The organism is Actinomycetospora succinea (genome assembly GCF_004363095.1).
In the GTDB taxonomy this organism is placed as follows: Bacteria; Actinomycetota; Actinomycetes; order Mycobacteriales; family Pseudonocardiaceae; genus Actinomycetospora; species Actinomycetospora succinea.
In genome coordinates this window covers 1,273,233-1,297,878 of sequence record NZ_SNYO01000001.1, presented here as the reverse complement: position 1 = coordinate 1,297,878, position 24,646 = coordinate 1,273,233, and the positions used below count along the sequence as shown (strand labels likewise).

Annotated in this window: 16 protein-coding genes; 7 read left to right on the top strand and 9 right to left on the bottom strand. The window is 75.8% G+C overall.

The features are described from left to right. Window positions 1-30 precede the first annotated feature (30 nt). From EV188_RS06200 to EV188_RS06190, 3 genes are all read right to left on the bottom strand, one after another. Window positions 31-2,064, bottom strand: a complete 2,034-nt coding sequence (locus tag EV188_RS06200; protein WP_133825274.1) for a glyoxal oxidase — start codon at window positions 2,062-2,064, stop codon at window positions 31-33. Between the two features lie 62 nt (window positions 2,065-2,126). After that, a complete protein-coding gene (locus EV188_RS06195; RefSeq protein WP_133825273.1) occupies window positions 2,127-4,043 on the bottom strand; it encodes a trypsin-like serine peptidase in 1,917 nt (638 codons plus the stop codon). Further along, window positions 4,040-5,776 (bottom strand): peroxidase family protein, encoded by a 1,737-nt coding sequence (locus tag EV188_RS06190; protein ID WP_133825272.1) that lies wholly within the window; start codon window positions 5,774-5,776, stop codon window positions 4,040-4,042. The genes EV188_RS06195 and EV188_RS06190 overlap by 4 nt, the downstream gene beginning before the upstream one ends. 445 nt (window positions 5,777-6,221) lie before the next feature. Here EV188_RS06190 and EV188_RS06185 point away from each other — a divergent pair, with 445 nt between their 5' ends. From EV188_RS06185 to EV188_RS06160, 6 genes are all read left to right on the top strand, one after another. After that, on the top strand, window positions 6,222-8,918 hold the full coding sequence (locus tag EV188_RS06185; protein ID WP_133825271.1) for a helix-turn-helix transcriptional regulator: 2,697 nt from the start codon (window positions 6,222-6,224) through the stop codon (window positions 8,916-8,918). 70 nt (window positions 8,919-8,988) lie between these two features. Further along, window positions 8,989-10,317: an ATP-dependent 6-phosphofructokinase gene (locus EV188_RS06180; RefSeq protein WP_133825270.1), complete on the top strand. Its 1,329-nt coding sequence runs from the start codon at window positions 8,989-8,991 to the stop codon at window positions 10,315-10,317. 88 nt (window positions 10,318-10,405) lie between these two features. After that, window positions 10,406-13,498, top strand: a complete 3,093-nt coding sequence (locus EV188_RS06175) for an ATP-binding protein (RefSeq protein ID WP_166659730.1) — start codon at window positions 10,406-10,408, stop codon at window positions 13,496-13,498. A gap of 97 nt (window positions 13,499-13,595) precedes the next feature. After that, window positions 13,596-14,645 carry a class I SAM-dependent methyltransferase gene (locus EV188_RS06170; RefSeq protein WP_133825268.1) on the top strand — a complete coding sequence of 350 codons (1,050 nt, stop codon included), beginning with the start codon at window positions 13,596-13,598 and terminating at the stop codon, window positions 14,643-14,645. A 25-nt stretch (window positions 14,646-14,670) separates the two neighbouring features. Continuing rightward, window positions 14,671-16,755 carry an alpha/beta hydrolase gene (locus EV188_RS06165; RefSeq protein ID WP_133825267.1) on the top strand — a complete coding sequence of 695 codons (2,085 nt, stop codon included), beginning with the start codon at window positions 14,671-14,673 and terminating at the stop codon, window positions 16,753-16,755. Between the two features lie 16 nt (window positions 16,756-16,771). Further along, window positions 16,772-17,023, top strand: a complete 252-nt coding sequence (locus tag EV188_RS06160) for a hypothetical protein (RefSeq protein ID WP_133825266.1) — start codon at window positions 16,772-16,774, stop codon at window positions 17,021-17,023. 4 nt (window positions 17,024-17,027) lie between these two features. Here EV188_RS06160 and EV188_RS06155 read toward each other — a convergent pair whose 3' ends face one another. The 6 genes from EV188_RS06155 to EV188_RS06130 are packed head-to-tail and all read right to left on the bottom strand — an operon-like array spanning window position 17,028 to window position 23,886. Next, a complete protein-coding gene (locus tag EV188_RS06155; protein WP_133825265.1) occupies window positions 17,028-17,426 on the bottom strand; it encodes an FKBP-type peptidyl-prolyl cis-trans isomerase in 399 nt (132 codons plus the stop codon). A 10-nt stretch (window positions 17,427-17,436) separates the two neighbouring features. Further along, window positions 17,437-18,738, bottom strand: a complete 1,302-nt coding sequence (locus EV188_RS06150) for an MFS transporter (RefSeq protein ID WP_133825264.1) — start codon at window positions 18,736-18,738, stop codon at window positions 17,437-17,439. A gap of 30 nt (window positions 18,739-18,768) precedes the next feature. Continuing rightward, window positions 18,769-20,610, bottom strand: coding sequence for a thiamine pyrophosphate-requiring protein (locus EV188_RS06145; RefSeq protein ID WP_133825263.1), 1,842 nt, complete (start codon window positions 20,608-20,610; stop codon window positions 18,769-18,771). 36 nt (window positions 20,611-20,646) lie between these two features. After that, the gene (locus EV188_RS06140) at window positions 20,647-22,110 is read right to left on the bottom strand and encodes an alpha/beta-hydrolase family protein (protein ID WP_133825262.1); all 1,464 of its coding nucleotides are present in this window, start codon (window positions 22,108-22,110) and stop codon (window positions 20,647-20,649) included. A 10-nt stretch (window positions 22,111-22,120) separates the two neighbouring features. After that, window positions 22,121-23,146, bottom strand: coding sequence for a glutathione S-transferase family protein (locus tag EV188_RS06135; protein WP_243741524.1), 1,026 nt, complete (start codon window positions 23,144-23,146; stop codon window positions 22,121-22,123). Window positions 23,147-23,166: 20 nt separating this feature from the next. Next, window positions 23,167-23,886: a DUF2306 domain-containing protein gene (locus tag EV188_RS06130; RefSeq protein ID WP_133825260.1), complete on the bottom strand. Its 720-nt coding sequence runs from the start codon at window positions 23,884-23,886 to the stop codon at window positions 23,167-23,169. 64 nt (window positions 23,887-23,950) lie between these two features. On the opposite strand from EV188_RS06130, the gene EV188_RS06125 reads away from it, so the two are divergent. Next, the gene (locus EV188_RS06125; RefSeq protein ID WP_133825259.1) at window positions 23,951-24,613 is read left to right on the top strand and encodes a TetR/AcrR family transcriptional regulator; all 663 of its coding nucleotides are present in this window, start codon (window positions 23,951-23,953) and stop codon (window positions 24,611-24,613) included. Window positions 24,614-24,646: the final 33 nt, after the last annotated feature.

Here is a 24,646-nt window from a genome sequence, read left to right as displayed (position 1 = left end):
GCACCGTAGCCCGGTCGGTGGACTCCTCGCTCAGTGGTCCTCGGTGACGGTCCGGACCGAGAGCACCGCCCGGCCTCGCACGAGCCGCAGCGGGCCGGTCACCGTCACGGTGGTGCCGGGCCGGTCGGCCCGGACGGCGAGGAGCCGCCGGTGGGCGTCGCGCTCGTCGGCGGTGAGCGAGCGCCGCCGTCGCCGTCGCAGGTCCCACGGCACGTGGTGGCCCGGCGCGATCCGGTGCAGGCGCAGCGGCTCGGCCAGGTCCGGGGAGGTCAGGTGCGGGTCGCCGGGGTCGCCGCCGAGCGACCCGCGCAGCGTGACCTCGACCCCGCGCAGGACGTAGCTGGCGTTGGCGCGCGCGGCGAGCTGCCCGGGCCAGCTTGCGAGGTCGGGCAGGCCACGGTGGGTGAGGACGACGCGGGCGGTCTGGTCGGCGTGGTCCGGGACGGGGTCGACGTCGCCGACGCCCTCCAGGTGCCCGAGGGCGGTGTAGGCGCCGCCCCAGCAGGGCCCGAGGCCGTACGGGCACTGGGCCGTGAGCCCGACCGTCACCGCCGTCCCCGTCGCGCGCCGGCGGCGCCTCGTGGCGCGTTCCGGGGCCGCGGGCGGTGGAGCCGGTGGTGGGGCACCCGTCGCGACCCGCAGGAGGTGCGCGGGCGACGGCGTCCCGTCGGCGGCGAGCACGAAGAGTATGGCGGGTCCGGGCGGCCAGTCGGCGGAGCTCGCGGGGGCGGTGACGGCGAGCGTCCGCGGGTCGGCCGTGTCGGGCGTGGCGGCGAGCCGGACGAAGCGCTGGTCGGTGTTGAGCGTGTGGGTGGCCGAGGACAGCCGGACGAGGGTCACGGCCGCGATGCCCGGGTCGTCGGTGGTCACCGTGAACGTCTCCCCCGGCGTGATGACGTCCGGGGCCGCCGCGACGGCCGGGCGCGGGCCGCGGAAGAGGTAGGGCGGCCGGAAGACCTGCGCGTCGCGGTGGGTGTCCTGCGGGGCGTTGGGCGTGGCGCCGACGACGAACTCCCCGCCGCCGGCGGACAGGACGGTGGCGTCCGGCAGCAGGACGGCGCTCGCGTGGTAGCACCGGTCGACGTCCTCGCTCGCCAGCGTCGTCCAGGTGTCGGTCGCGGGGTCCCAGAGCTCGGCGGCGTGCACGGGCGCGCCGGGCGCGAGGTCGTTGAAGTCGGGGCCGCTCGTGCCGCTGGTGACCAGGACCGTGCCGTCGGGCAGCAGGGTGGCGTTGTGCTGACGGCGGCGGAAGGCCATGGTCGCCGCCGGCGTCCAGGCCGGGGTCGGCGTCGTGAGGTCGATCTTCTCGCAGCGGTCGGTGGGGCGGTGGTCGCCGGCGTCGTTGCCGCCGCCGAGGTAGACGACCCTGCCCGGCGCGTCCATCACGGCCGGTCCGTACTGGCGCTCGCCCTGGGCGCGGGTCCCGAGCGTGGACCACGTCCCGGCGCCGGCGGTGTCGAGGGCCGTGGTCTCCCCGTTCGAGCCCACCATGCCGACCCGGCCGTCGGGCAGCTGGTGGACGCGCGGGTAGAGCGGCAGACCCTGGAAGTCGCGCGTCGGCTGCCAGGTGGCGCCGTCCCAGATCTCGGGGATCGGCTCGACGGGCTGGTCCGGCCCGTCCTGGTGACTGCCGGAGATCACGAGCACGCGGCCGTCGGCGAGCGTGACCGCGCCGGGGTACCAGCGCCCGCTGCGCAGGGGCGGCAGCGGCGTCCAGGTGTCCTGCCCGGCGTCGTAGACGCACGCCTGGTCGAGGCCGTCGCCGTCGGTGACGTGGCCGCCCGCGACCAGCAGCCGGCCGTCGGCGAGGAGCGCGTGGCCGGAGCAGAAGAGGTTGACCGGGGTGCCGTCCGCGCGGGCCGGCTCGTCGGTGGGCGTGCTCGTGCCCGTGGCCGGGTCCCAGACGAACGGGGCGCAGCCCTGCTGGTGCATGCTCCCCTGCGGGTCGCGCCGTCGCCCCCAGGCGAGGACCTTCCCCGTGGGCAGGACGGCGAGGTGGATCGCCACGTCGGGCAGGCCGATCACCGGGTCCCACCGGCCGTGCTGTGCCGGGTCGTCGGGCACGACCCTCCCCCCTCGCTGTGCGTGGGCACGCCGCCACGGCCGGGCCGTGGCGGCGTGCCGTGTCAGACCGTGTCGGCGATCGCCGAGGCCACCCGCAGGTCGGCGAGGTACTCGGTGATCGCGTGGGCGCGGTCGGTCGCGTTGTCCGTCTGGACGTCCTCGACCCCGCCGCCCCACGTCGGCGCGAGCGGGCACCCGATGGCGACGGCGTCCGCCGGGCACCAGGCGTTGACCCACCGCCCGACGGCGGGCCGGTGCGGCCCGTCGCCGAGGAGGCGCTTGGTCACGGTGTCCATGCCGAGCGGGCTGCCCGCGGTCACGAGGAGCCGCAGGTCGACCTGGGGCGGCACCCGGGTGAGCAGGTCCAGCGCGACGATGGTGCCGAGGCTGTGCGACACCAGCGTGACCGGCCCGGAGGTCGGGAAGGTCGCGAGGACGGTGTCGAGGACCTGGCCGCGCACCCGGTCGTCGTCGAGGTACAGCGCGACGTCCCGGAACACCGCCGCGATGACGACGTCGTCCAGGCGGCTGCGGTTCGCGAGCCACGACAGGGCGGGTTGGAGCCCCGCGAGGAGGTCCCCGATCCCCTCGCGCGCCGTCGCCGTCGGCCGGAACCCGGCGCGGGCGGCCGCGTCCTCGATGAGCTCGGCGTAGGTGGCGCGGGCGGACGTGCCGACGGGAGCCACCTGCTCGGCCACGGTCCCCCTCCCGTCGGCGGTGACCAGCCGCTCGGTGGCCGACGCGTCGGCGAGCCCGGCGAGGAGATCGCCGTAGTACGGGAACCAGACGCGCGCGGGGTTGACCGGCGCGCGGCCGACGCCGCCCAGCCCGCGGGCGAGGCCGCCGGCCCAGTCGGCCCGCAGCACGGCCGGGTCCCGGCCCTGCTGGGACCGGCCGTGGAGGAACACGAGGTGCGGTGGCGTCTCCGGCACGCCGCGGAGACCGGGACGCCCGGCGGCCTCGGGCGCCGTCCTCGCCGCCTCGGTCGGCGCCGCGCCGACCAGGGCCTCGGCGCCGAGCTCGTCGAGCAGCGCCACCTGCGCCGGCGTGGTGGCCAGGGCGCGCAGCCGGGCGAGGACCACCGAGATCCGCGCGCCCTCGTTGGCCACCCAGGCCACGGCGGCGTCGCCCATCGACCGGTCCCACACCCTGCCGTCGGCGGTCAGCCACTGCCCGGCGTCGTTCGTCCTCGGGACGCCGGAGTGGTGCAGGGCGACGACCTCCCACTGGTCGTTGAAGACCGGCGACCCGGAGTTGCCCGGCTCGGTGTCGGCCTCGTAGTGCAGGAAGTCCGGGAGCTGGTCGAGCAACCGGTTGTGGCGGACCGCGATCTCCTTGCGGCGCCCCGAGGGGTGGCCGATGACGTTCGCGGCCTCGCCGATGACGATCTTCCCCTGCTGCTTGAGCAGCCGGTTCCACCCGTACCTGTCGCCGGCCACGACGCCGCTCGCGGGCGCGACGGCCACGAGGCTCGCGTCGATCCCGGCGTCGGTGAGGAAGAGCGTGCCCGGGTCGAGGTCGAAGGCGGCCGGCTGCTCCGGCCGCCCGTCGGGCCCGAGCTCGAAGTCGAACTCGACGAACGCGTCCTTGGCGGTGGCGAGGTCCGGCAGGACGTGGTTGTTGGTCAGCAGGAGCCGCCGGCCGACGAGGAAGCCGGTCCCGGCGCCGCCGTCGGAGAGCGAGATGCGGCCGACCGACTCGGCGATCGCCGTCCCGCGCCCGAGGAAGAGGCTCGGCTGGAGGTCGTTCTCGGCGATGATCCGCTCGAGCACGCCCTCGGTCCGGCCGGCCTGCCGGACGGCCCGCGGCCCGACCGCGTCGCCCAGGAGCCGCTCGGCCCGGGCCTCGATCTGCGCGGGGTCGTCGACGACGAGCGTGCCCGTCGCCTCCTGCTTGCGCTCGGTCTCCGCCCGCTCCGCCGCGCGGTCGTTGTACCGCGCGGCGGCGAGGTCCTGCTGCTCGTGCAGCGTGGTGCTCATACCGGGAACCCCGCGAAGCGGATGAAGTCCGCGATCGACGTGACAGCAGAACCGTCCGGGAACGTGACGCCGTCGGCAGGCGTCCACGCCGTCTGGTTGAGGTACGAGCGCGGGTCGTTGCGGATCTGGCCGATGATCGTCTCGGCGACGATCCGGCTGCCCACCGGTCCGAGGGCGTGGCCGTTCGACCGCACCTCGGACTCGCGCAGGACGTAGAACCACAGCGGCGTGCGGTCGACGAAGCCGCCGGCCTCGAGCGCCGTCTGCACGCCCGCGTCGAGCCCGCCGGTCATCTCCTGGGAGGACAGCACCGGGAGCCCGAGCGCCACGGCGACGGCCTGGCCCGTCGGGATGCTCATGGCGTACCCGCGGCGCAGGTTCCGTCGGGCGAGGTGCTTGAGGAGCTCGGCGACGTCCGGGCCGGGTGCGGGGGTGGTGTCCGGGACCTGGTTCACCATGTCGGCGAGGGGGTCCGCGAGGTGGGTGTCGATCGGCCGTGCGGCCCGCTTCGGGAAGGACGGATCGAGCAGGACCAGGCGGCCGTACTCCGCGGGCCAGTTGTCGGGCAGCGTCGGTGGGAACTGCGCCGGCGGCGTTCCCGGCGGGGCGAGGCCACCCCGGCCCGTGAAGGCGAAGAGGAGGTCCAGGCCCGCTTCCGGCACGAAGTCGCCCTGGCCGAAGTTGCGGTTCCAGTCGTAGGCGCCGCGCACCATGCTGTGCCCGAAGCGGAAGGCCGCGACGGAGAACTCGAGCGGCATGAACGGTCGTCCCAGGAGACCGTCCTCGGTCGCGAGGACCTGGTCGACGGTCCCCGTGCTCAGCACGGTGTCCAGATAGTCGTGGACGCACAGCCACTGGTAGGTCCAGCGCACGAGCTGTCGCGCCCTGTCGAAGACCTCGCCCACCCCGGTGCGCTCGGGCTCGTGGGCGCGGACCCAGTCCACCGCGTTGTTGTGGAAGCGGAGGAACGCCACGTGCAACTGGGCGACCGCGAGGTTCTCGTCGTTGCGGCCGTCCCCGATGAGCGGCGTGCGGAGGTCCAGGCCGCCCGTCACGGCCTGTTCGACCCGGGGCAGGTCGCGCTCGATGTCGTCGACCGGTGGGATGCGCACTCCGGCGGCGCCGTGGAGCGGCGTCAGGGTGCCGAGCCTCAATTTCGCTTTGTCGGCCTGCTGATAAGGGACCACGACCTCGGTGGAGGATTCGGGAGCGAACGGCCCGTCGCCGTACACCGAGTCGAGATTCAGAGCGGGGTTCCGACCGTTCTTGAGCTGGGCGATGACGTCGTCCGGGGGCACGACGGTGACCGCGTCGCCCTGGATCGTGATGGGGAGGTCGTTGTCCGTGGCGGCCGTCAGGTCGTGGTCGACGAACTGCCCCCAGTAGGTGTGGATCGGGGCGATCGGCGCGTTCCCCAGCGAAGCGCCCTGCTCGATCATCGCCTCACCCAGGGCGTCGAGCGCCGGGGTGACCGTCGCAGTGTCGGACGGCAGGAGGTTGGCGGGGATCTGAGCGAGGCCCGGCAGGAGGTAGTCGAAGTCGGTGGCGCCGGCGGCGGCGAGCGCGGAGGGGCCGTCGACCTCGTGGGCGAGTTCGTCGTCCTGGACGTCCTTCGTGAGCTCCAGCGCGCCTTCCCTCAGTGCTTCGTCCAGGTCCTTCGCCTGGTCGACGACGGCGTGGCTGCCGTGTCGCCTGCGGGCGATCACGCGACGTGGTCCGGTGCTCTGGCTCATGCGCTTCCTCCTGGGACCGTGGTGTGACGTCGGCGGTGCCGCGTCGGGGGTCTCGGAGAGCAGCGCGTCGTCGCCCTGGCTCGACCTGGACAGCGCCCGTGTCGCCACGGCGTCCCCCAACCTGTCCGCTTTCGACGATTCCGCTCCGTGCACGAAGTCGGCAGTGGGGAGAACTCCCGCGTCGACGGGATGAAAGTCGCGAGGAGTGGGCGATCGGCCACGGCGCGCATGGCCGGCCGTCCGTACCGCACGTCCGGTTCTTCCGCCCGGTGATCGATCGATCGCGCACGGTCGTCCATTCCGTCGGACGGCGTAGGACGCCATTCCCGAGCACCGGGGAAATCCCCCACGTCCGACCCGAAAGGCGGCACACCCGCCCGCGGGACCAGCGGCATCCTGTGTCCCACCCACCACGCACGCCCCGCTGCCACCATCGGGGGACACGATGGCCGCGACGACCGAGACGCCGACGTTCGTCGGGCGGGACGCCGAGATCGAGGTGCTGACGGCGCTCGTCGAGGGGCGTGGCCCGGACCGGGTGGCGCTCGTCCGCGGCGAGCCGGGGATCGGCAAGTCCGAACTGCTCGCCCGCATCGGCTCGCGGACACGCACCGTGCGCGTCGCCGGGAGCGAGACCGAGTCCCACCTGCCGTTCGCGGTGCTCGCCGACCTCGTACTGCCGCTGCGCGGCTCGCTCGCCGCGCTCCCCGACGTCCAGCGCGAGGCGCTCGAGGTCAGCGTCGCGCTCCGGGCCGGGCGCGCCGGCGGGTCGCTGGCGGTGTGCGCCGCCGCGCTCGGCCTGCTCGAGGCGGCGGGCGACGCCGGGCCGTTGCTCGTGGTCGTCGACGACCTGCAGTGGGCCGACACCCCGTCGGTCGAGGTCCTGCTGTTCGTGGCCCGGCGGCTGCGGTCGGCGCGCGTCGCCCTGGTGCTCGCGACCCGCGACCGGAGCCGGACGGTCCCCGGCGCCGTCGTCGTCGACCTCGACGGGCTGGGCGCCGAGGAGAGCCGCCTGCTCCTCGGCCCGCTCGCGGAGCGCCTCCCGCCGATCGCCCTGGACCGGCTCGTCGACGACCTCGCCGGCCACCCCCTCGCCCTCGTCGAGAACGCGCGCCACCTCGCCGGCGACCGGCGGGACGAGCCCCGGCCCGGACCGGCGCTGGAGGCGCTGTGGCGGACCGCGCTCGAGGGGCTGCCCGAACCGGCGCGCACGGCCCTGGCCGTCGTGGCCGGCGCGGGGTCGGCGGACGAGGCCGTCGTGGACCGGGTGCTCGACGACCTCGGGGTGTCCGTCCGCGACCAGCAGCTCGCCGAGCGCGCGGGCCTGCTCCGGGACGACGCCGGGCGCCGGGTGCTGCGCCATCCCCTGCTGCGCGCGGTCGTGCTCGGCGTCGACCCCGTGGTCACCCGCCGGGTCCACGCCGCGTTCGCCGCCCGCACCACCGGCGCGCGACGGGCCTGGCACCTCGCCGCGACCGTCGACGGCACCGACGACGCCGTCGCCGCGCAGCTCGCCGCGGCGGCGTGCTCGGCGGCCGACCTCGGCGGTCACCGCAGCGCCGGCGAGGCGTGGGCCCGGGGCGCGCAGCTCACCGCCGACCGCCGCCACCGCGCCGACCGCTTCCTGGAGGCCGCCCGCGAGTTCCTGCTGGCGGGCGCGCTCGACCTCGCCGCGGGCCACGCCGAGGCGGCCCTCGCCCTGGACGGTGACGTGCGGTTCGCGGCGCGCGTCGAGATGGTGCGGAGCCGCGCGACCGCCTGGCTCGGCGATCCCCGGCGCGCCCACGCCGACCTCGTGCGCGCGGCCGAGCGCGTCGCCCCGGTGGACGCCGACGCCGCGGCCGTGCTCTACACCGAGGCGACGATGCCGGCGGGCATGGCGGGCCGGGTCCACGCGATGCTCGACCTCGCGCACCGGGCGACCGCCCTCGCGCCGGGGTCGGCGGGCCCGGCCCGGACGTGCGCGCAGGTGCTCGGCGGCGAGGTCCCCGCCCTGGACGGCCCCGACCCCGACGACACCGGTCCCTGGGCCCTCCAGCACCGCGCGCAGCTCGCCCAGGTCGCCGTCCACACCGAGCGCTACGAGGACGCCGAGCAGCGGGTCGGCGCCGTCCTCGCCGCGGGGCGACGCCACGGCGCGGCGTCGATGCTGGCCTACGGGCACACGATCCGCGCCGAGCTCGACCTCTGGCGCGGACGCTGGCCCGCGGCGCGCGCCGATGCCGTCGAGGCCCGGCAGTGGGCCGAGGAGCGGGGCGAGGCGGGCACCGGCGCGATCGCGACCATGGTCCTCGCCCGGCTCGACGCGCTCACCGGCGACGTCGAGCGCAGCCGCGAGAGCACCCGGCACGTCCTCGGCGCCGTCGGCTCGCACGGGATCGACTGCCTGCAGACCTACGCCCCCGCGGTCGAGGGCCTCGCCGCCCTGGTCGTCGGCGAGGCCGAGGACGCCGTCGACCACCTCGAGGCGGCGCACCGCCGGGCGCTCGCCGACGGCCTCGAGGCGAGCAACGTGGTGCCCTACGGCCCGGACCTCGTCGAGGCGCTGGTCCGCGCCGGGGACACCGACCGTGCCCGCGAGGTCCTCGCCTGGTGGGAGCCGAAGACGGCGACCGGCCTCGCGTTCCCGGCCGCGACGGCGCACCGGTGCCGCGGGTTCCTCGCCGACGACCCCGACGACGCCGCCGCCTGCTTCGCGCGCGCCCGCGCGGCCCACGACCGCTGCGACCAGCCCTTCGAGCGGGCGCGGACGCTGCTCGCCGAGGCCGAGTGCCTGCGCCGGCTGCGCCGCCCGACCGCGGCCCGCCCGGCCGCCCGCGACGCGCACGCCGCGTTCGTCGCCCTCGGGGCCCGGCCCTGGGCCGCGCGCGCCGAGTCCGAGCTGGCGGCGGCGGGCGTGCCCTCCCCGCGCGGCGCGCCCGCCCGGACGGCCTGGGCGGCGCTCACGCCCCAGGAGTTCCAGGTGGCGCGGGTCGTCGCCGAGGGCCGGTCGAACGACGAGGCGGCGGCCGCGCTGTTCGTCTCCCGCAAGACCGTCGAGAACCACCTGACCCGCGTCTACCGCAAGCTCGGCCTCCGCTCGCGCAGTGAGCTGGTCCGCCGGTTCCCGGACGGGACGGCGGGTGCTCCTCGGTTATCGTGAACGATACAGAGCCGGTAACGGCGCCGGTCCGCCACGACGACCCAGCCACGTATCGACCTGGGAGCCTCCCGTGACGCTCGAGCTCGACGACCTGCGCGTTCGCACCCTCGGCGAATGCCGGTACGACTCCCCGTTCGCCGAGATGCTGGCGACGAAGAAGACGTCGCCGCACTACGTCCACGAGGACGACCGCGTCCTCGTCGACGACACCGTCTCGGTGCTGCTCGGGCGCGGCGCGCCCATCGAGCGGCTGCCGAGCCTCGAGGCGGCCGGGCCCCGCCGGAAGGTCTACTTCGACCCGGCGGCGACGAGCGTCGGCATCGTGACGTGCGGCGGGCTGTGCCCCGGCCTCAACGACGTCATCCGCGGCATCGTGCAGGAGCTCACCGAGCACTACCACGTGGCGCACATCTACGGCTTCCGCAACGGCTACGCGGGCCTGACCCGCCAGCACCGCGAGCGCGTCGTCGAGCTGGACCTGCACGCCGTCCGCGACATCAACAACGACGGCGGCACGATCCTCGGCAGCTCGCGCGGCGACCAGGACGCCGAGGAGATGGTCGACACCCTCGTCGAGCTGGGCATCGACGTGCTCTTCGTGATCGGCGGCGACGGCAGCATGCGCGGCGCCATGAAGATCACCAAGGAGATCGACGCGCGCGGGCTCGACGTCGCCGTGGTCGGGGTCCCGAAGACGATCGACAACGACCTGCCCTACACCGACCAGAGCTTCGGGTTCCAGACGGCGTTCGCGCAGGCCACCGAGTTCATCGCCTCGGTGTTCGTCGAGTCGCAGGCCGCCGAGAACGGCGTCGGCATCGTCAAGCTCATGGGCCGGCACTCCGGCTTCATCGCCTGCTACGCGGCGCTGTCGAACAACGACGCCGACGTCGTCCTCATCCCCGAGGTGCCCTTCGTCCTCGACGGGCCGGACGGCCTGCTCGCACGGGTCGAGGAGCACGTGCGCCGCCACGGGCAGGTCGTGGTCGTGGTCGCCGAGGGCGCGGGCCAGGAGCTCCTCGAGCAGGAGGGCCGCACGACCGACGCGTCGGGCAACGCCAAGCTCGGCGACATCGGGCTCTTCCTCAAGGAGAAGCTCACCGAGCACCTCACCGAGGCGGGGCTGCCGCCGACCGTGCGCTACCTCGACCCCAGCTACGCGATCCGCAGCGTCGCCGCGAACGCCTACGACAGCGTCTACTGCGTCCGCCTCGCCCACGCCGCCGTGCACGCGGGGATGGCCGGGCGCACCGACACGGTGGTCGTGCGCTGGCGGCGCCGGTTCGTGCACATCCCGATGCGGCTGATCACCTCGCACCGCAACCAGGTCGACCCCGACGGCGACCTGTGGATGTCGGTGCTCGAGGCGACGGGGCAGCCGGCGTCCTTCGGCGGGTAGCCCGAACGACTACGCGTAGTCAGCACATACGGCCGATCGGGCGATGTCCGCATTGCCCCGCCGACGACGCTGGTCGCACACTGTCGTGATGAGCGTCACGGTCCGGCTGGCCGGGCCGTTGCGCGTGGAGCGGGGCTCACCGCCCGAGGCGCTGCGCCTCGGCAGCCCCAAGGAGCGGCGGCTGCTCGCCCTGCTCGCGGCGCGGCGCCCGGCGGTGCTCACCGGCGAGCAGCTCGCGGCCGAGCTGTGGAACGGCGACGCGCCCCGCAGCCCGGCCGCGGGCGTCGCGACGCTGGTCAGCCGCCTGCGCAGCCGCCTCGAGCCGGACATCCTGCTCGGCGACCGCGGCGGCTACCGGCTCGGCGCCCCGCCGACCGTGGTCGTCGACCTCGACGAGGCCGCGCGCCTGCTAGACGAGTCCGACCGGCGCCTCGCGGCAGCCGCCCCGGGGCTCGCGGCGAGCGCCGCCGCGCGGGCCCTGAGGCTGCTCGGGACCGGGGAGCCGCTGCCCGAGGAGGCCGACGAGCCCTGGGTCGCGGCCGCGCGGGACGAGTGGCGCGAGCTGCTGCGCCGCGCGCGCCACGCCGACGCCCGGGCGGCGCTGGGCTCCGGCGACGCGACACGGGCCCGGCGCACCGCCGCCGACGCCGTGGCCGCCGACCGCTTCGACGAGACGGCCCACCGCCTGCTCATGCGCGCCCACCGCCAGGCCGGCGAGCCGTCCCGGGCGGTCGAGCTCTACCACCGGCTGCGGACCGCCCTCGCCGACGAGCTCGGCGTCGAACCGGCGCCCGAGACCCGCGACGACCACCTCGCCCTCCTCCAGGAGCGCCCGCCGACCGGGCCGGCCGCGACCACCGCGCGCCCCGTCCCGGCGTCGCACTGCGTCGGGCGCGACGCCGAGATCGCCCGCCTGACCGAGCGCTGGGACGCGGCGGCGCGCGGGACGTCCGGGCTCGTGCTGCTCGCCGGCGAGGCGGGCATCGGCAAGACCCGGCTCGCCGGCGAGGTCGCGGGGCTCGCCGCGGCCACCGGGGGCCGGGTCGCGGCGGCGCGGTGCCACGGCGCCGAGCGCTCGCTGTTCCTCCAGCCCCTCGTCGACGCGCTGGGCCCGGTGCTCGCCGCCCCGGTCCCGCCGGCGCTCGCGGGCCTCTTCCCGGACCTCGGCAGCCCGGGGTCCGACGACCACGCGGAGCCCCGCCGCGTCTTCGCCGCCCTCGCGGCCCTGCTCGCCGACCTCACCGCCACCGCTCCCCTGCTGCTCGTGCTCGACGACCTCCAGAACGCGGGCCTCGCCACCGTCGAGCTGCTGCACTTCCTCGCCCTGCGCCCCGCCGGCGCCCGGGTCCTCGTGCTGACCACCGTGCGCGCGGAGGAGGGCGCCGAGGCGCTCGCGCAGCTCGACACGGTCGGCGAGCGCCTCGACCTCGGTCCGCTCGACGCCGCCGCGGTCACCCTGCTCGCCGAGCGCGCCGGACGCCGGGACCTCGGGGCGACGATCCACCGGCGCACCCGGGGCCACCCGCTCTTCGTCGTCGAGACCCTCCGGGGCCTCGCCGCGCCCGGGTCGGGGGTGCCGGAGTCGCTGCAGGCCGCCGTGCTCGCGCGCGTCCGGCGGCTCGGCGACGAGGTGGAGGAGCTCCTGCGCGCGGGCGCCGTGCTCGGCGCGGCCGTCGACCCCGAGGTGGCCGCGGGGCTGCTCGAGCTGCCGGTGCCCGAGATCGCCCGGCGCTGCGAACGGGCCGCCGCCGCGCGCCTGCTGCTCCCGACCGGCGCGACCTACGAGTTCGCCAACGACCTCGTGCACGAGGTCCTCTACGCCACCACCCCGGCCCCGGTGCGCCGCCTGCACCACCGCCGCGCGGCCGACCTGCTGGCCGGCACCCCGGAGTCCGCCGGCACCCACGCGGCCGCAGCGCAGGACTGGCCGCGCGCGGCCCGCGCGCTGCTGCTGGCCGGCGAGACCGCGGCGCGCCGCGGCGCGATGGGCGACGCCGAGTCGCTGCACGGGCGCGCGCTCGCCGCCGCCGAGCGCGCCGGGGACCACGAGATCACCGGCCGCGTGCTCGTGGCCCGCTCCCGTGCCCGCGAGGGCCTCGAGCGCCACGAGGAGGCGTGGAGCGACCTGCGCGGCGCCGCGGCGGCGGCCCGCGAGGCCGGCGACCGGCGCCTCGAGATGGCGGTGCTGCGCCAGCTCGGCGGCGACGTCCCGATCGCGCTGGGGGTGCCGCCCGCCGAGTGCGTGACACACCTGCGCACGGGTCTGCGCCGTGCCGCGAGCCTCGGTGACCGCGGGGCCGAGGCCGACCTGCGCGGGCGCCTCGCGATCCTCGCGACCAACGACCTGCGCTTCGGCGAGGCCATCGACCAGGGCCGACGCGCCGTCGCCGCCGGCCGTGACGCCGGGGACCACGCGCTGCTCGTCGGCCTCGACGGGCTCAAGGCCGCCTACGCCTACACGGGCATGCTCGACGAGCTCGCCGAGGTGATCGACGAGCTGGAGCCGCTGGCCCGCAGGCTCCCGGACCGCGCGGTCCTGCAGTGGGCGGTGTTCGAGGGCTCGTTCCCGGCGATCGCCGCCGGTCGGTGGGACGAGGCCCGCGAGCGGATCGCCGAGGCGATGGCCGTGACCCGGCACTCCGGCTTCGGCGGCCACGACGCCTGGTTCCTCGCCCACCTCGGGTGGGTCGCGCGCCAGCAGGGCCAGCTCGACGAGGCCGTCGACGCGGGGCGCCGGGCGCTGCTGCGCAACGGGGACGCCGGGCACCGGTGGTGGACGCCGACGTCCTGCGCGCTGCTCGCCACGACGCTGCTCGCGCGCGGCGAGGTCGCCGAGGCCCGGCTGCTCGCCGACCGCGGCCTCGCGCTCGCCGGGCCCGACGCCGTGGCCGCCTGCCGTGCCCGGTGCCTCGCGGTGCTGGCGGAGGCGGGCGACGGTGACGGTGCGGGCGTGCCCGCCGACACCGCCCTGCTCGAGGCCGACCGCCTGCTCTCCGGCGTGACCGCCCCGCCGGCGACGGCGTGGCTGCTCGGGGCGGACGCCTACGTCTCGGTGGCGCGCGCCTGGATGGCTCGGGGCCGGGAGGCCCGCGCCCGCGAGACGCTCGCGCCGCTGCTCACCGCCGCCCGCGCGCACGGGTGGCGGCACCTCGCCGAGGACCTCTCCCGGGTCGTGCCGTGACGGCGGCGCAACGACGGCGCAACGCCCGCCGCCACCGTCGGCTCGACGCCGGGGACGGGCCCCGGAGCCGAGGGAGCCAGCGGAGGAGGACGGCGCGATGACCGTCGACATGGACAAGGTGATGGCGTTCGTCGGCAAGGCGGTCGCCGACGTCGGCGCGACGTTCGCGGCCGGCAACGTGGTGCTCGGCCACCGTCTCGGCCTCTACCGGGCCCTTGCCGAGGGCCCCGCGACCCCCGAGGAGCTCGCCGCGCGGACCGAGACCACTCCGCGTTACGTCGCCGAGTGGCTCGCGGGCCAGGCCGCCGGCGGCTACGTGGAGCACGCCGACGGCGTCTACTCGATGACCGAGGAGCAGGCCTTCGCGCTGACCGACCCGGACGGCCCGCTCTACGTGCCCGGCGCGTTCGTGCTGGCCACGGGCATCATCCGCAGCGAGCCGCGGATCGCGGAGGCGTTCCGCTCCGGGGCCGGCGTCGGCTGGCACGAGCACCACGAGGACGTGTTCCTCGGCTGCGAGGCGTTCTTCCGCGCCGGCTACATCGGCCACCTCGTGGCGGAGTGGCTCCCCGCGCTCGACGGCGTCGTCGGGAAGCTGCAGCGGGGCGCCCGGGTCGCCGACGTCGGCTGCGGCCACGGCGCGACCACCGTGCTCATGGCCGAGGCCTACCCCGCCTCGACGATCGCGGGCTCGGACTACCACGACGCCTCGGTCGAGATCGCGCGCAAGCGCGCCGCCGACGCCGGCGTCGCCGACCGGACGAGCTTCGAGGTCGCGAGCGCCCAGGACTTCGCCGGGACCGGGTACGACCTCGTCACCACCTTCGATTGCCTCCACGACATGGGCGACCCGCTCGGCGCGGCCCGGCGCATCCGGGCGGCGCTCGACGCCGACGGCACCTGGCTGGTGGTCGAGCCGGCGGCGGGCGACTCGGTGGACACCAACGCCACCCCCGTCGGCCGCCTGTTCTACGGCGCCTCGGCGCTGTGCTGCGTGCCCGCCGCCCGCTCGCAGGAGGGCGGCTACAGCCTCGGCGCCCAGGCGGGGCCCGCGGCGCTGCGGCAGGTGGCCACCGACGCCGGGTTCACCCGCTTCCGCCGGGCCGTCGGCACCCCGCTGAACGACGTCTACGAGATCCGGCCCTGATCGTCCGACACCGAGGGGGAGCGCCATGCGTGCACGGGAGCCCGACGAGGTCGGCACGATCGAGCGCGACGGTGTCCGCGTCGGGTACGAGGTGTTCGAGGGGCCCGCCGCGAGCCCGACCATCGTCCTGCTGACCGCGTGGGCGATCGTGCACATGCGCCAGTGGAAGGCCCAGGTGCCGTTCCTCGCCCGCGAGTTCCGGGTGATCACCGTCGAGGGGCGGGGCAACGGCGCCGCCGACCGTCCCCGCGACCCGGAGGCCTACCGCGACCGGGAGGCCGTCGAGGACGTCGTCGCCGTCCTCGACGCCACGGGCACCGACCGGGCCGTCGCGGTCGGGCTCTCGCTGGGCGCGCGGCGGGCGCTGGAGCTCGCCGCGTGGCACCCCGACCGCGTCCTCGGTGTCGTGGCGATCGGGACTGCGCTGCCCTGGCCCCTGCCGGACGGGTTCGACGACGTCCGCGAGACCCACGAGGGCTGGGAGAAGGCCAACCGGCACTACTGGAAGGCCGACTTCCGCGGCTGGGTCGAGTTCTTCGAGGGCAACGTCGTCCCCGAGCCGCACTCGACCAAGCAGCTCGAGGACCTCGTCGGCTGGGGCCTGGAGACCGACGCCGAGACACTGATCGCCACGGTGCCCGGGGTCGTCGAACCGACCGACGCCGACGCGGAGGCGATCTGCCGGGCCGTGCGGTGCCCCGTGCTCGTCATCCACGGCGACGCCGACGCGATCACCCCGTACCCGCTCGGCGTCGCCGTGGCGGAGCGGACGGGCGGCTCGCTCGTCACCCTGCCCGGCGCCGGCCACGCCCCGACCGTGCGTGAGCCCGTGCGGGTCAACCTGCTGCTGCGCGACTTCGCGCGCTCGCTCGCCCCGCCCCGGCCCCGGCGCACGACCTGGACGCCGGCGCGGGCCCGCCGCCGCACGGTGCTGTTCGTCAGCTCCCCGATCGGTCTCGGGCACGCGCGCCGCGACGTCGCGATCGCCCGGGAGCTGGTGGCCATGCGCCCCGACCTGGAGATCGAGTGGCTGGCGCAGCACCCCGTCACCGAGGTGCTGGACGGCGGCTGGGTCCACCCGGCGAGCGCGCTGCTCGCGTCCGAGAGCGCCCACATCGAGGGCGAGGCGGGCGAGCACGACCTGCACGCGTTCCAGGCGGTCCGGCGCATGGACGAGATCCTCGTGGCGAACTTCCACGTGTTCGCCGACGTGGTCGACGAGGGGCAGCACGACCTCGTCGTCGCCGACGAGGGCTGGGAGATCGACCACTTCCTGCACGAGAACCCCGAGCTCAAGCGCGCGCCGTTCGCCTGGCTCACCGACTTCGTGGGCTGGCTGCCGATGCCCGACGGCGGCGCGGCCGAGGCGGCGCTGACCGCCGACTACAACGCCGAGATGGTCGAGCACGTCGCGCGCCACCCGCGGTTGCGCGACCGGTCGGTGTTCGTCGGCGAGCCGGACGACCTGGTCACCGACCCGCTGGGCCCGGGCCTGCCGACCGTGCGGGACTGGACGTGCGAGCACTTCGCGTTCAGCGGCTGGGTGCCCACCGGCGGGCCGGTGCGCGACCGCGGGGAGCTGCGCGCCGAGCTTGGCTGGCGCGACGACGAGCGCATCTGCGTGGTCAGCGTGGGCGGGTCCGGCGTGGGCCGGGCGCTGCTCGAGCGGGTCGCCGCGGCGTACCCGGCGCTGCGCCGGCAGGTGCCCGGGCTGCGTCTCGTCGCCGTCGCGGGGCCCCGCATCGACCCGGCGTCGCTGCGGGTGCCCGCGGGGGTCGAGGTGCGCGGGCACGTCCCCGACCTCGAGCGCGAGCTCACCGCGTGCGACGCCGCCGTCGTCCAGGGCGGGCTGACGACGACGATGGAGCTCGCCCGCGCGGGGGTGCCGTTCGTCTACGTCCCGCTCGCCCACCACTTCGAGCAGCAGTTCCACGTCCCGCACCGGCTCGCCCGGCTCGGGGCGGGCGTCCGCATGGACTACGCGGACGCGACCCCGGAGGCGCTCGCCGCGACCGTGGCCGGCCTGCTCGAGCACCCCGTCCGGCCGGTGTCCGTCCCGGCCGACGGCGCCCGGCGCGCCGCCGAGCTCCTCACCGCACTGATCGGCTGACCCGAGGGGGACCACCGTGATCGAGCCACCCGAGCCGCCGCCCCGCCTGCGCGGGGACGCGCCCGTCCTGCCGCTGCACGAGATGTCCCGGGTGCGCGCGGCCGCCCACCACGCCCGGCGGGCCCTCCCGGGCCCGCTCGGCGACCTCGTGCACCGCGAGCTGCTCGCCTACGCGGAGTTCGGCCACCGCATGACCGCGGACGCCCTCATCCCGCGCCTGGCGGCGGACGTCCTGGCGCGGCCCGCGGTGACCGGACCGTCTCGTTGACCCTCTAGTTCACCTTGACGAGGTCCACGACGAACACGAGGTGCGCGTTCGCGGGGATCACCGGCGGCACGCCGCGGTCGCCGTAGCCCTGGTGCGGCGGCACGACGAGGACCCGCCGGCCGCCCTCGCGCATCCCGGAGATGCCGAGCTTGAAGCCGTCGATGACGCCGTTCAGCGGGAACTCGACCGGCTGCCCGCCGCGGCCCCACGACGAGTCGAACTCGCCGGAGTCCGAGACGCGGATGCCCTGGTACTGGACCTGCACGGTGTCGCGCGGGCCGGCCTCCGTGCCGCCGCCGACGACGAGGTCGGTGATGTCGAGGTCGTTCGGCAGGGTGTCGGGGGTGACCGACGCGCCGGGCGCGCGGGTCAGGTCGTCGGTGTTGTCCACGGTGACTGCCATGTCCGCGACCCTACGGGCGGGCAGCGTCCGGCTCGGCAGCGGCCGCGAGCTCCTCGTCCTCGCGCGGGTCGTGGTCGCGGCCGATGGCGAGCCCGACCGCGGAGAGCACGCAGGCGACCGCGACGTAGGCCGCGGCGGCGGCCCAGCCGAGGTCGGCGTTCAGCGAGGTCAGCAGCAGCGGGGCCAGCGCGCCGCCCAGGACGCCCGCGACGGTGTAGCCCAGCGAGGAGCCGGTGGAGCGCAGGCGCGGGCTGAACTGCTCGGTGATGAACGCGGCCTGGGGTCCGTAGGCGGCGGCGTGCAGCGCGAGCCCGACGACGACGCCGAGCACGAGCAGGCCGAACGAGCCGGCGCCGACCAGCGGGAACAGCGCGAACACCCAGATCCCGATGCCGACGACCGCCGCGAGGGACACCGCGCGCCGGTTGAACCGGTCCGACAGCGCCCCGAACGCCGGCACGAGCCCGAGCTGCAGCGCCGAGCCCACGAGCACCGCGGAGAGCACCGCGGCGCGCTCGAACCCGGCGGTCCGGGTCGCGTAGGTGAGCACGTAGACCGTCAGCAGCGAGTAGGCGACGTCCGGTCCGAGGCGGGACAGGATCGCGGCGAGCAGCCCGCGCGGCTGGGTGCGCAGCACCTCGCGGATCGGGCTGCCCGAGGTCTCCCCCGACTCCTGCAGCGCCCGGAACACCGGCGTGTCCTCGAGCTTGAGCCGGATCCACAGCCCGAAGGCGACGAGCAGCGCCGAGAGCAGGAACGCGACGCGCCAGCCCCACGACAGCAGCTGCTCACCGGTGAGCGTCGCGGCGAGGACGGCGAAGACGCCGTTGGCCAGCAGGTTGCCCGCGGGCGGCCCGATCTGCGCCGCCGACGACCAGAACCCGCGCCGCCGGGGATCCCCGAACTCGCCGGAGAGCAGCACCGCGCTCCCCCACTCGCCCCCGACGCCGACGCCCTGGGCGAAGCGCAGCAGCACGAGCAGGATCGGTGCGGTGACCCCGATCGTCCCGTAGGTCGGCAGCAGGCCGATGAGCACCGTCGCGGCGCCGATGAGCAGCAGCGTCGACACCAGCACGCGCTTGCGCCCGATGGTGTCGCCGAGCCTGCCGAACACGAACCCGCCCACCGGCCGCGAGATGTAGCCGACCGCGAAGGTCGTGAAGGCCAGCAGGACGCCGGTGAGCGGGTCCGAGCCCGGGAAGAACAGCTGCGGGAACACGAGCGCGGACGCCGTGCCGTAGACCGCGAAGTCGTAGTACTCCAGCGACGTCCCGGACAGCGACGCGACGAACGCCTTCCCTCTGGCTGCCATGACGGGTCGTGTGCCCTGTCCGGGGACAGATCACTCCTTCGGTGCGAGCCCCAGGACCGAGCGTGCCTTGGCGCCGACGGTCTCCTTCACCCCGTTGGCGATGATCGACAGGGCGTCGCTGTCCCCGGCCAGCTGGGAGCGGGCGGTGTTGAGGGCCTGCTGGATCGTCACGTGCGGCGGGACCAGCGGGATGTCCTTGTCGACCTTCGCGTCGACGACGAACGGCCGGTCCGCGGCGAGCGCCCGGTCCCAGACCGCGCCGATGTGCTCGCGCTCCCGCAGCTCGATGCCGTCGAGCCCGAGCAGCATCGCCCACTGCGCGTACGGCACGTCGGGCACCGCCTGCGACTGCGGGTCGGGCGGCGCGCCGAGCATCCCGCGGGTCTCCCACGAGACGTAGGAGAGGTCGTCGTTGGAGAGCACGAGCACGACGAACCGCGGATCGGTCCACTGCTGCCAGTAGCGCTGGACCGTGACGAGCTCGTTGATCCCGTTCATCTGCATCGCGCCGTCGCCGATCAGCGCCACGACGGGCCGGTCGGGGTGGGCGTTCTTCGCCGCGATCGCGTAGGGCATGCCGCCGCCCATGGACAGCAGGGTCCCCGAGAGCGAGCCGTACTGGGTGCCGTGCAGCGTGACGTCGCGGGCGTACCAGGACGTCGCCGTCCCGCAGTCGACGGCGAGCAGGGCGTCGTCGGGCAGGCGGTCGGAGAGCTCGCGGACGACCAGCTCCGGGTTCAGCGCGCTGGTGTGGGCGTGGGCGCGCTGGCGGGAGTAGTCGTCCCACGCGCTCGTCCAGTGCTCGACCTGGGCGCGCCACGCGTCGCCGTGGTGCGCCAGCCGCGGGAGCAGGGCCGCCAGCGTCGCGCCGGCGTCGCCGGTCAGGTTGACCTCGGTGTCGTAGCGGATGCCGCAGCGCGCCCCGTCGACGTCGATCTGCACGGCCCGCGCCTGGCCGGGCGCCGGGTAGTACTCGGTGTAGGGCATGGTCGAGCCGACGATGAGGAGCGTGTCGCACTCGCGCATGAGGTGCCACGAGGCCGTGGTGCCGAGCAGCCCGATCGCGCCGGTGATCCACGGCGAGCGCTCGTCGACGACGCCCTTGCCGAGCAGCGCGGTGGCCATGCCGGCCCCGAGGGCGTTGGCGACCTCGGTGAGCTCGGTGGACGCCCCGAGCGCGCCGGCGCCGGCGAGGATCGCGACCTTCTCCCCCGCGTTGAGCACGGCCGCCGCGGCGTCGAGGGCGCTCTCCGGCGGCGTCGTGATCGCCGACGAGGGCACCGCCGAGGTGTGGTAGTAGCCGTGGGCGTCCGGCGGGTCGACGACGGCGTCGTGCTCGAGGACGTCGGAGGGCAGGATGATCGCGGTGACGGTGCGGTCGGCCAGCGCCGTGCGGCAGGCGCGGTCGACGACGTGGCGGACCTGGCTGGGGTCCTTCACCTCGGCGAGGTAGCCGGTCACGTCGGACAGCAGCGCGCCGAGGTCGAGCTCCTGGTAGTAGCCGCCGCCCTGGGCGGTCTGCGCGGTGTGCCCGACGAGGGCGACGACGGGCTGGTGGTCGAGCTTGGCGTCGTAGAGGCCGTTGAGGGCGTGCACGGCCCCGGGCCCGCTGGTGACGACGCAGCAGCCGATCGGCGAGCCGCCGTACTTCACGTCGGCGCACGCGGCGAACGCGGCGGTCTCCTCGTGCCTGACCTGCACGAACTCCGCGTCGTCGCGCTCGGGCAGCGCGGTGAAGATGCCGCCGATGCCGTCGCCGGGGTAGCCGTAGTACCGGTGGACACCCCACTCGGCGAGGCGGGCGAGCACGTGCTGGGCAACGTTCTTCGGTCCACTCACACCGGGGGGCTCCCCGGTATGGCCTGCGGCCATGTGAGTGGTCCGGGTCGCCCTGGCGACCCGGATCACTCACCTGGCGACAGCCCTCCAGGCGTCGACCAGCAGCGCGTCGTAGCGGTGCCCGTGGTCGGGCGGCACCGACTGCGCGCGGGCCAGGTCGACCGTCGTCGCCCAGAACGAGATCACCGGGAACCACGGCTGGACGGCCGGGACGTCGAAGCCCGACGGTTCGGCGAGGCGGTCCGGGCGGCGCCAGAGCAGGTCCGGCGACCACCACACCACGGGGTCCGACGGGTGCTGGAGGTAGAGCACGCGGGGCGCGTCCCACGGGCCCGGGACGGCCAGGTCCGCCGCGCGTCCCGCGAACCGCACCGCGCGCCCGCCGTCGACCACGGGCAGCACCTCCGGCGACGACGGGTCGCGGCGGGCGACGAGGTCCGCCCACGGCTCGCTCGCGTGGGGCGGGCCGACCCACAGGACGCCGTCGGTCCGCGCCCGGGCGTCGTCGAGCGTGCCGAACGCGGCCTGGGACCCGAACGACCCCAGCGACTGGCCGTAGACCAGCAGCCGGGGCCGGCGCTCCGGCGGGCGCCGGTCCAGCCGTTCCCGCACCGCGTCGACGAGCGCCCGCGTCTGGTCCTGCGCCGCGGTCCCGTCGAGGAGGTACGACAGGTCGCTGGGCAGGGTCGAGTACTGCACCGCGGCCATCGCGGTGTCGCCGCCGCCGGCCTGCTCGAGGGTGTCGGGCACCTGCGGGTCGACCGCGCCCGTCCCGGTCGGCGTGGCGAGCGCGAGGACGCGCCGGTCGAACCCGCCCGCCCGCTCGATCTCCGCGGCGGCGAGCGCCGCCCGTTGCCGTGGATCGGGCGCGCTCCCGAGGCCCACGTAGACCCGGACCGCGTCCCGTGTCCCGCCGGTGACGAACCGCTGCCCGTCGCGCCCCAGCGTCGCCCACCCGACGAGCGAGGCCGGCGAGCCCGACCGGGTCACGCTCGCCGGCGCGGCAGCGGCCCCGGGCTCGGCGTCGCGCGCACCGAACGCCCGCGCGGTCGCCGCGAGCCCCGCCCACGCCAGACCCCCGACGAGGAACACGGTCGCCCCGGCGACGACCAGGGCGGCGGCACCGCGGCGGCGGAGGCCGAGCCGCCGCACGCCGCGGGTGAGGGCGCGGAACCCCCGGCCCACCGCCACGGCCAGCACCACCACGGCGACCGTCACGGGCAGCGCGAGCAGGAACTCCCCGGTCGACGGCCCGGGCGCGCCGATGAGGGCGGCGGCGTCGCGCTGCCACCCCGCCGCGACGACGAGCGCCGCGCCGAAGCCGAGCAGGGCGAGGAGGGCCACGACCGCTCCGCCACGCCGCCACCCCAGCAACGTCGACAGGAGCGCTCCGAGGCCGTAGCCCAGCGCCGCCACGACCCCGGACACGACGCCCTGCACGATCCCGTCGCGGGGCAGCAGCCCGGGCGCCAGCGCGAGCACGGCGACGACCCCGGCCACGGCGGCCCCGAGCGGGTCGACGGGTCGGGTCATCCCGCGAGCGTCACATGTCGAGCGGCGGCAGCGGGCGCAGCGGCCCGTCGAGCGGCTCCGGCGGGGTGCCGTCCGGGCCGAACGGGGAGCCGCCGAGGTCCTCGCGGTGGTGCGGCTCGAGCCAGGCCGCCGGCTCGGGCCCGAGCGGCACGATCTGGGTCGGGTTGATGCTCGTGTGCACCTGGTAGTAGTGCCGCTTGATGTGGTCGAAGTCGACCGTGTCGCCGAAGCCGGGCGTCTGGAACAGGTCGCGGGCGTAGGGCCAGAGGTGCTCGAACTCCGCGAGCTTCTGCCGGTTGCACTTGAAGTGGCCGTGGTAGACGGCGTCGAAGCGCACCAGCGTGGTGAACAGGCGGATGTCGGCCTCGGTGATGTGGTCGCCGGCGAGGTAGCGCTGGTCCGCGAGGCGCTCGTCGAGCTCGTCGAGGCGGGCGAACAGCGCGGTGAAGGCCTCCTCGTAGCGGCTCTGCTTCGTCGCGAACCCGGCCTTGTAGACGCCGTTGTTGACGTCGTGGAAGACGCCCTCGTTCACGGCGTCGATCTCGGCGCGCAGCTCCTCGGGGTAGAGCGTCGGCGCGCCGGGGCGCGCGAACTTCGCCCACTCGATCCCGAGGTCGATCGTGATCTGTGGGAAGTCGTTGGTGACGAGCAGCCCGGTCGACTCCTCGACGAGCGCCGGCACGCTGACGCCGTTGTCGATGCCGTGCTCCGGGTCCCGCGCGAGGTAGGCCTCCTCGAGGTAGCGGTACCCGAGCACCGGGTCGACGCCGTCCTCGTCGAGCGTGAAGCGCCAGGACCGGTCGTCCTGCAGCGGGTCGACGATCGCCAGCGAGATCGCGTCCTCGAGCCCCATGAGGCGGCGCACGATCAGCGAGCGGTGCGCCCAGGGGCACGCCAGCGACACGACGAGGCGGTAGCGCCCGGCCTCGACGGGCCACTCCGCCGGCCCGAAGGGCTCGGCGACGATCCGGTCGGTGAACTGCGGACCGTGGCGGCGGTAGGAACCGCTGGCGTCGGCGGAGGGCTTGTTGCCCACGGACCCGTCGGTGGGAGTGCTCACGGTTCCCCGGGTGCCCCGCGAACGGGATCGGGCAACGTGACGCTCCTCCGCGACCGCAGGATCCACCATTCCGCGATCAGCAGGTTGACGATCCAGCTCGTCCACACCGAGGCCGTGGCGGCGTGCGGGATCAGCTCGGGGTCGGTCGGGTCGACCAGCGAGAGCAGCACGACGTAGACGACGACCCAGAAGCGGTTGACGACGATCGAGAACGTCAGCGCGACGCTGCGGATCATCCAGGCGCGGTGGTCGGCGAACCGGCGCGCACGGACGGCCCGGTAGCCCGCGACCGAGGTGGCGAGCCAGAGGACGGCGAGGAACGTGTTGCCGACCGACGAGGCGAACCCGGTGCTGCTGACCGGGGCGACCCCCAGCACGACGAGCCCGCCGGGCAGCACGCCGCCGAACAGGTAGACCCGCCCCGACCAGCGGTGCACGCGCGGGTGCCGCCGGCGCAGCCACGGCCAGATCTGCAGGCACGCGGTCACCAGGGCCACCGAGCCGAACATGATGTGCGCCCACAGCAGGGGGTAGTGCAGCGCGTCGTCGGCGCGCACCGGGACCCGCGAGCGCGCCGGGTCGACGCCCAGGTACGCGGGCAGCTCGAGCACGAGGAACACGACGCACACCAGCGCCGTCGCGGCGAGACCGATGCGCACGCGGCGCGGGTCCCGGCGGGGTCGTCGGCGGTCGGTGCGCGGAGCCGTCGTCGTCATGTGCGTAAGCCTTACTCATTGCGCGTAAATCTGTCTACACTGACGTCGTGCGACGATCAGCGCCGTGTCCGATCCCCGCTGGGCCCCCGCCGCGCCCCCGACCTCCCGCCGTCCGTTGACCCGGGCCGCGATCGTCGACGCCGCCGTCGCGCTGGCCGACGCCGAGGGGATCGAGGCGGTGTCGATGCCGCGCCTGGCCCGCACGCTCGGCGCCGCCCCGATGTCGCTGTACCGCCACGTGCCGCACAAGGACGCGCTCGTCGACCTCATGCTCGACGCGGCGATCGGCGACCCCCCGCCGACCGGCGGGCCCTGGCGCGACGCGCTCGCCGCCTGGGCGCGCGCCAACCGCGGCGTGTTCGTCGACCACCCGTGGACGCTGCCGCTGGTCAGCGGGAGCCGGCGGATGGGCCCGGCGGAGTGCGCGTGGGCCGAGGCGGCGCTGCGCGCGGGCGTCGACGCCGGGCTCCCGGTGCCCGACGCGCTCGCGGTGCTGCACGCCGTCAACAGCTACGTCCGCGGCGCGTCGGCCCCGCTCGGCGATCGCGCGCCGCGCTCGGCGGACCTCCACGCCTCCGGACGAGCCGGCGAGTTCCCCCTGCTCACCGCACTGCTCGACACGGCCCCCGAGGACGCGCCGCCGGAGGACCCGTTCGAGGACGGCCTGACGCGCGTGCTCGACGGCGTCGCGGCTCACGTGGACGATCCGGCACGCTCCCAGCCGTGACCATGCTCGTCCGTCCGAGCTTGCCGCTCTCCG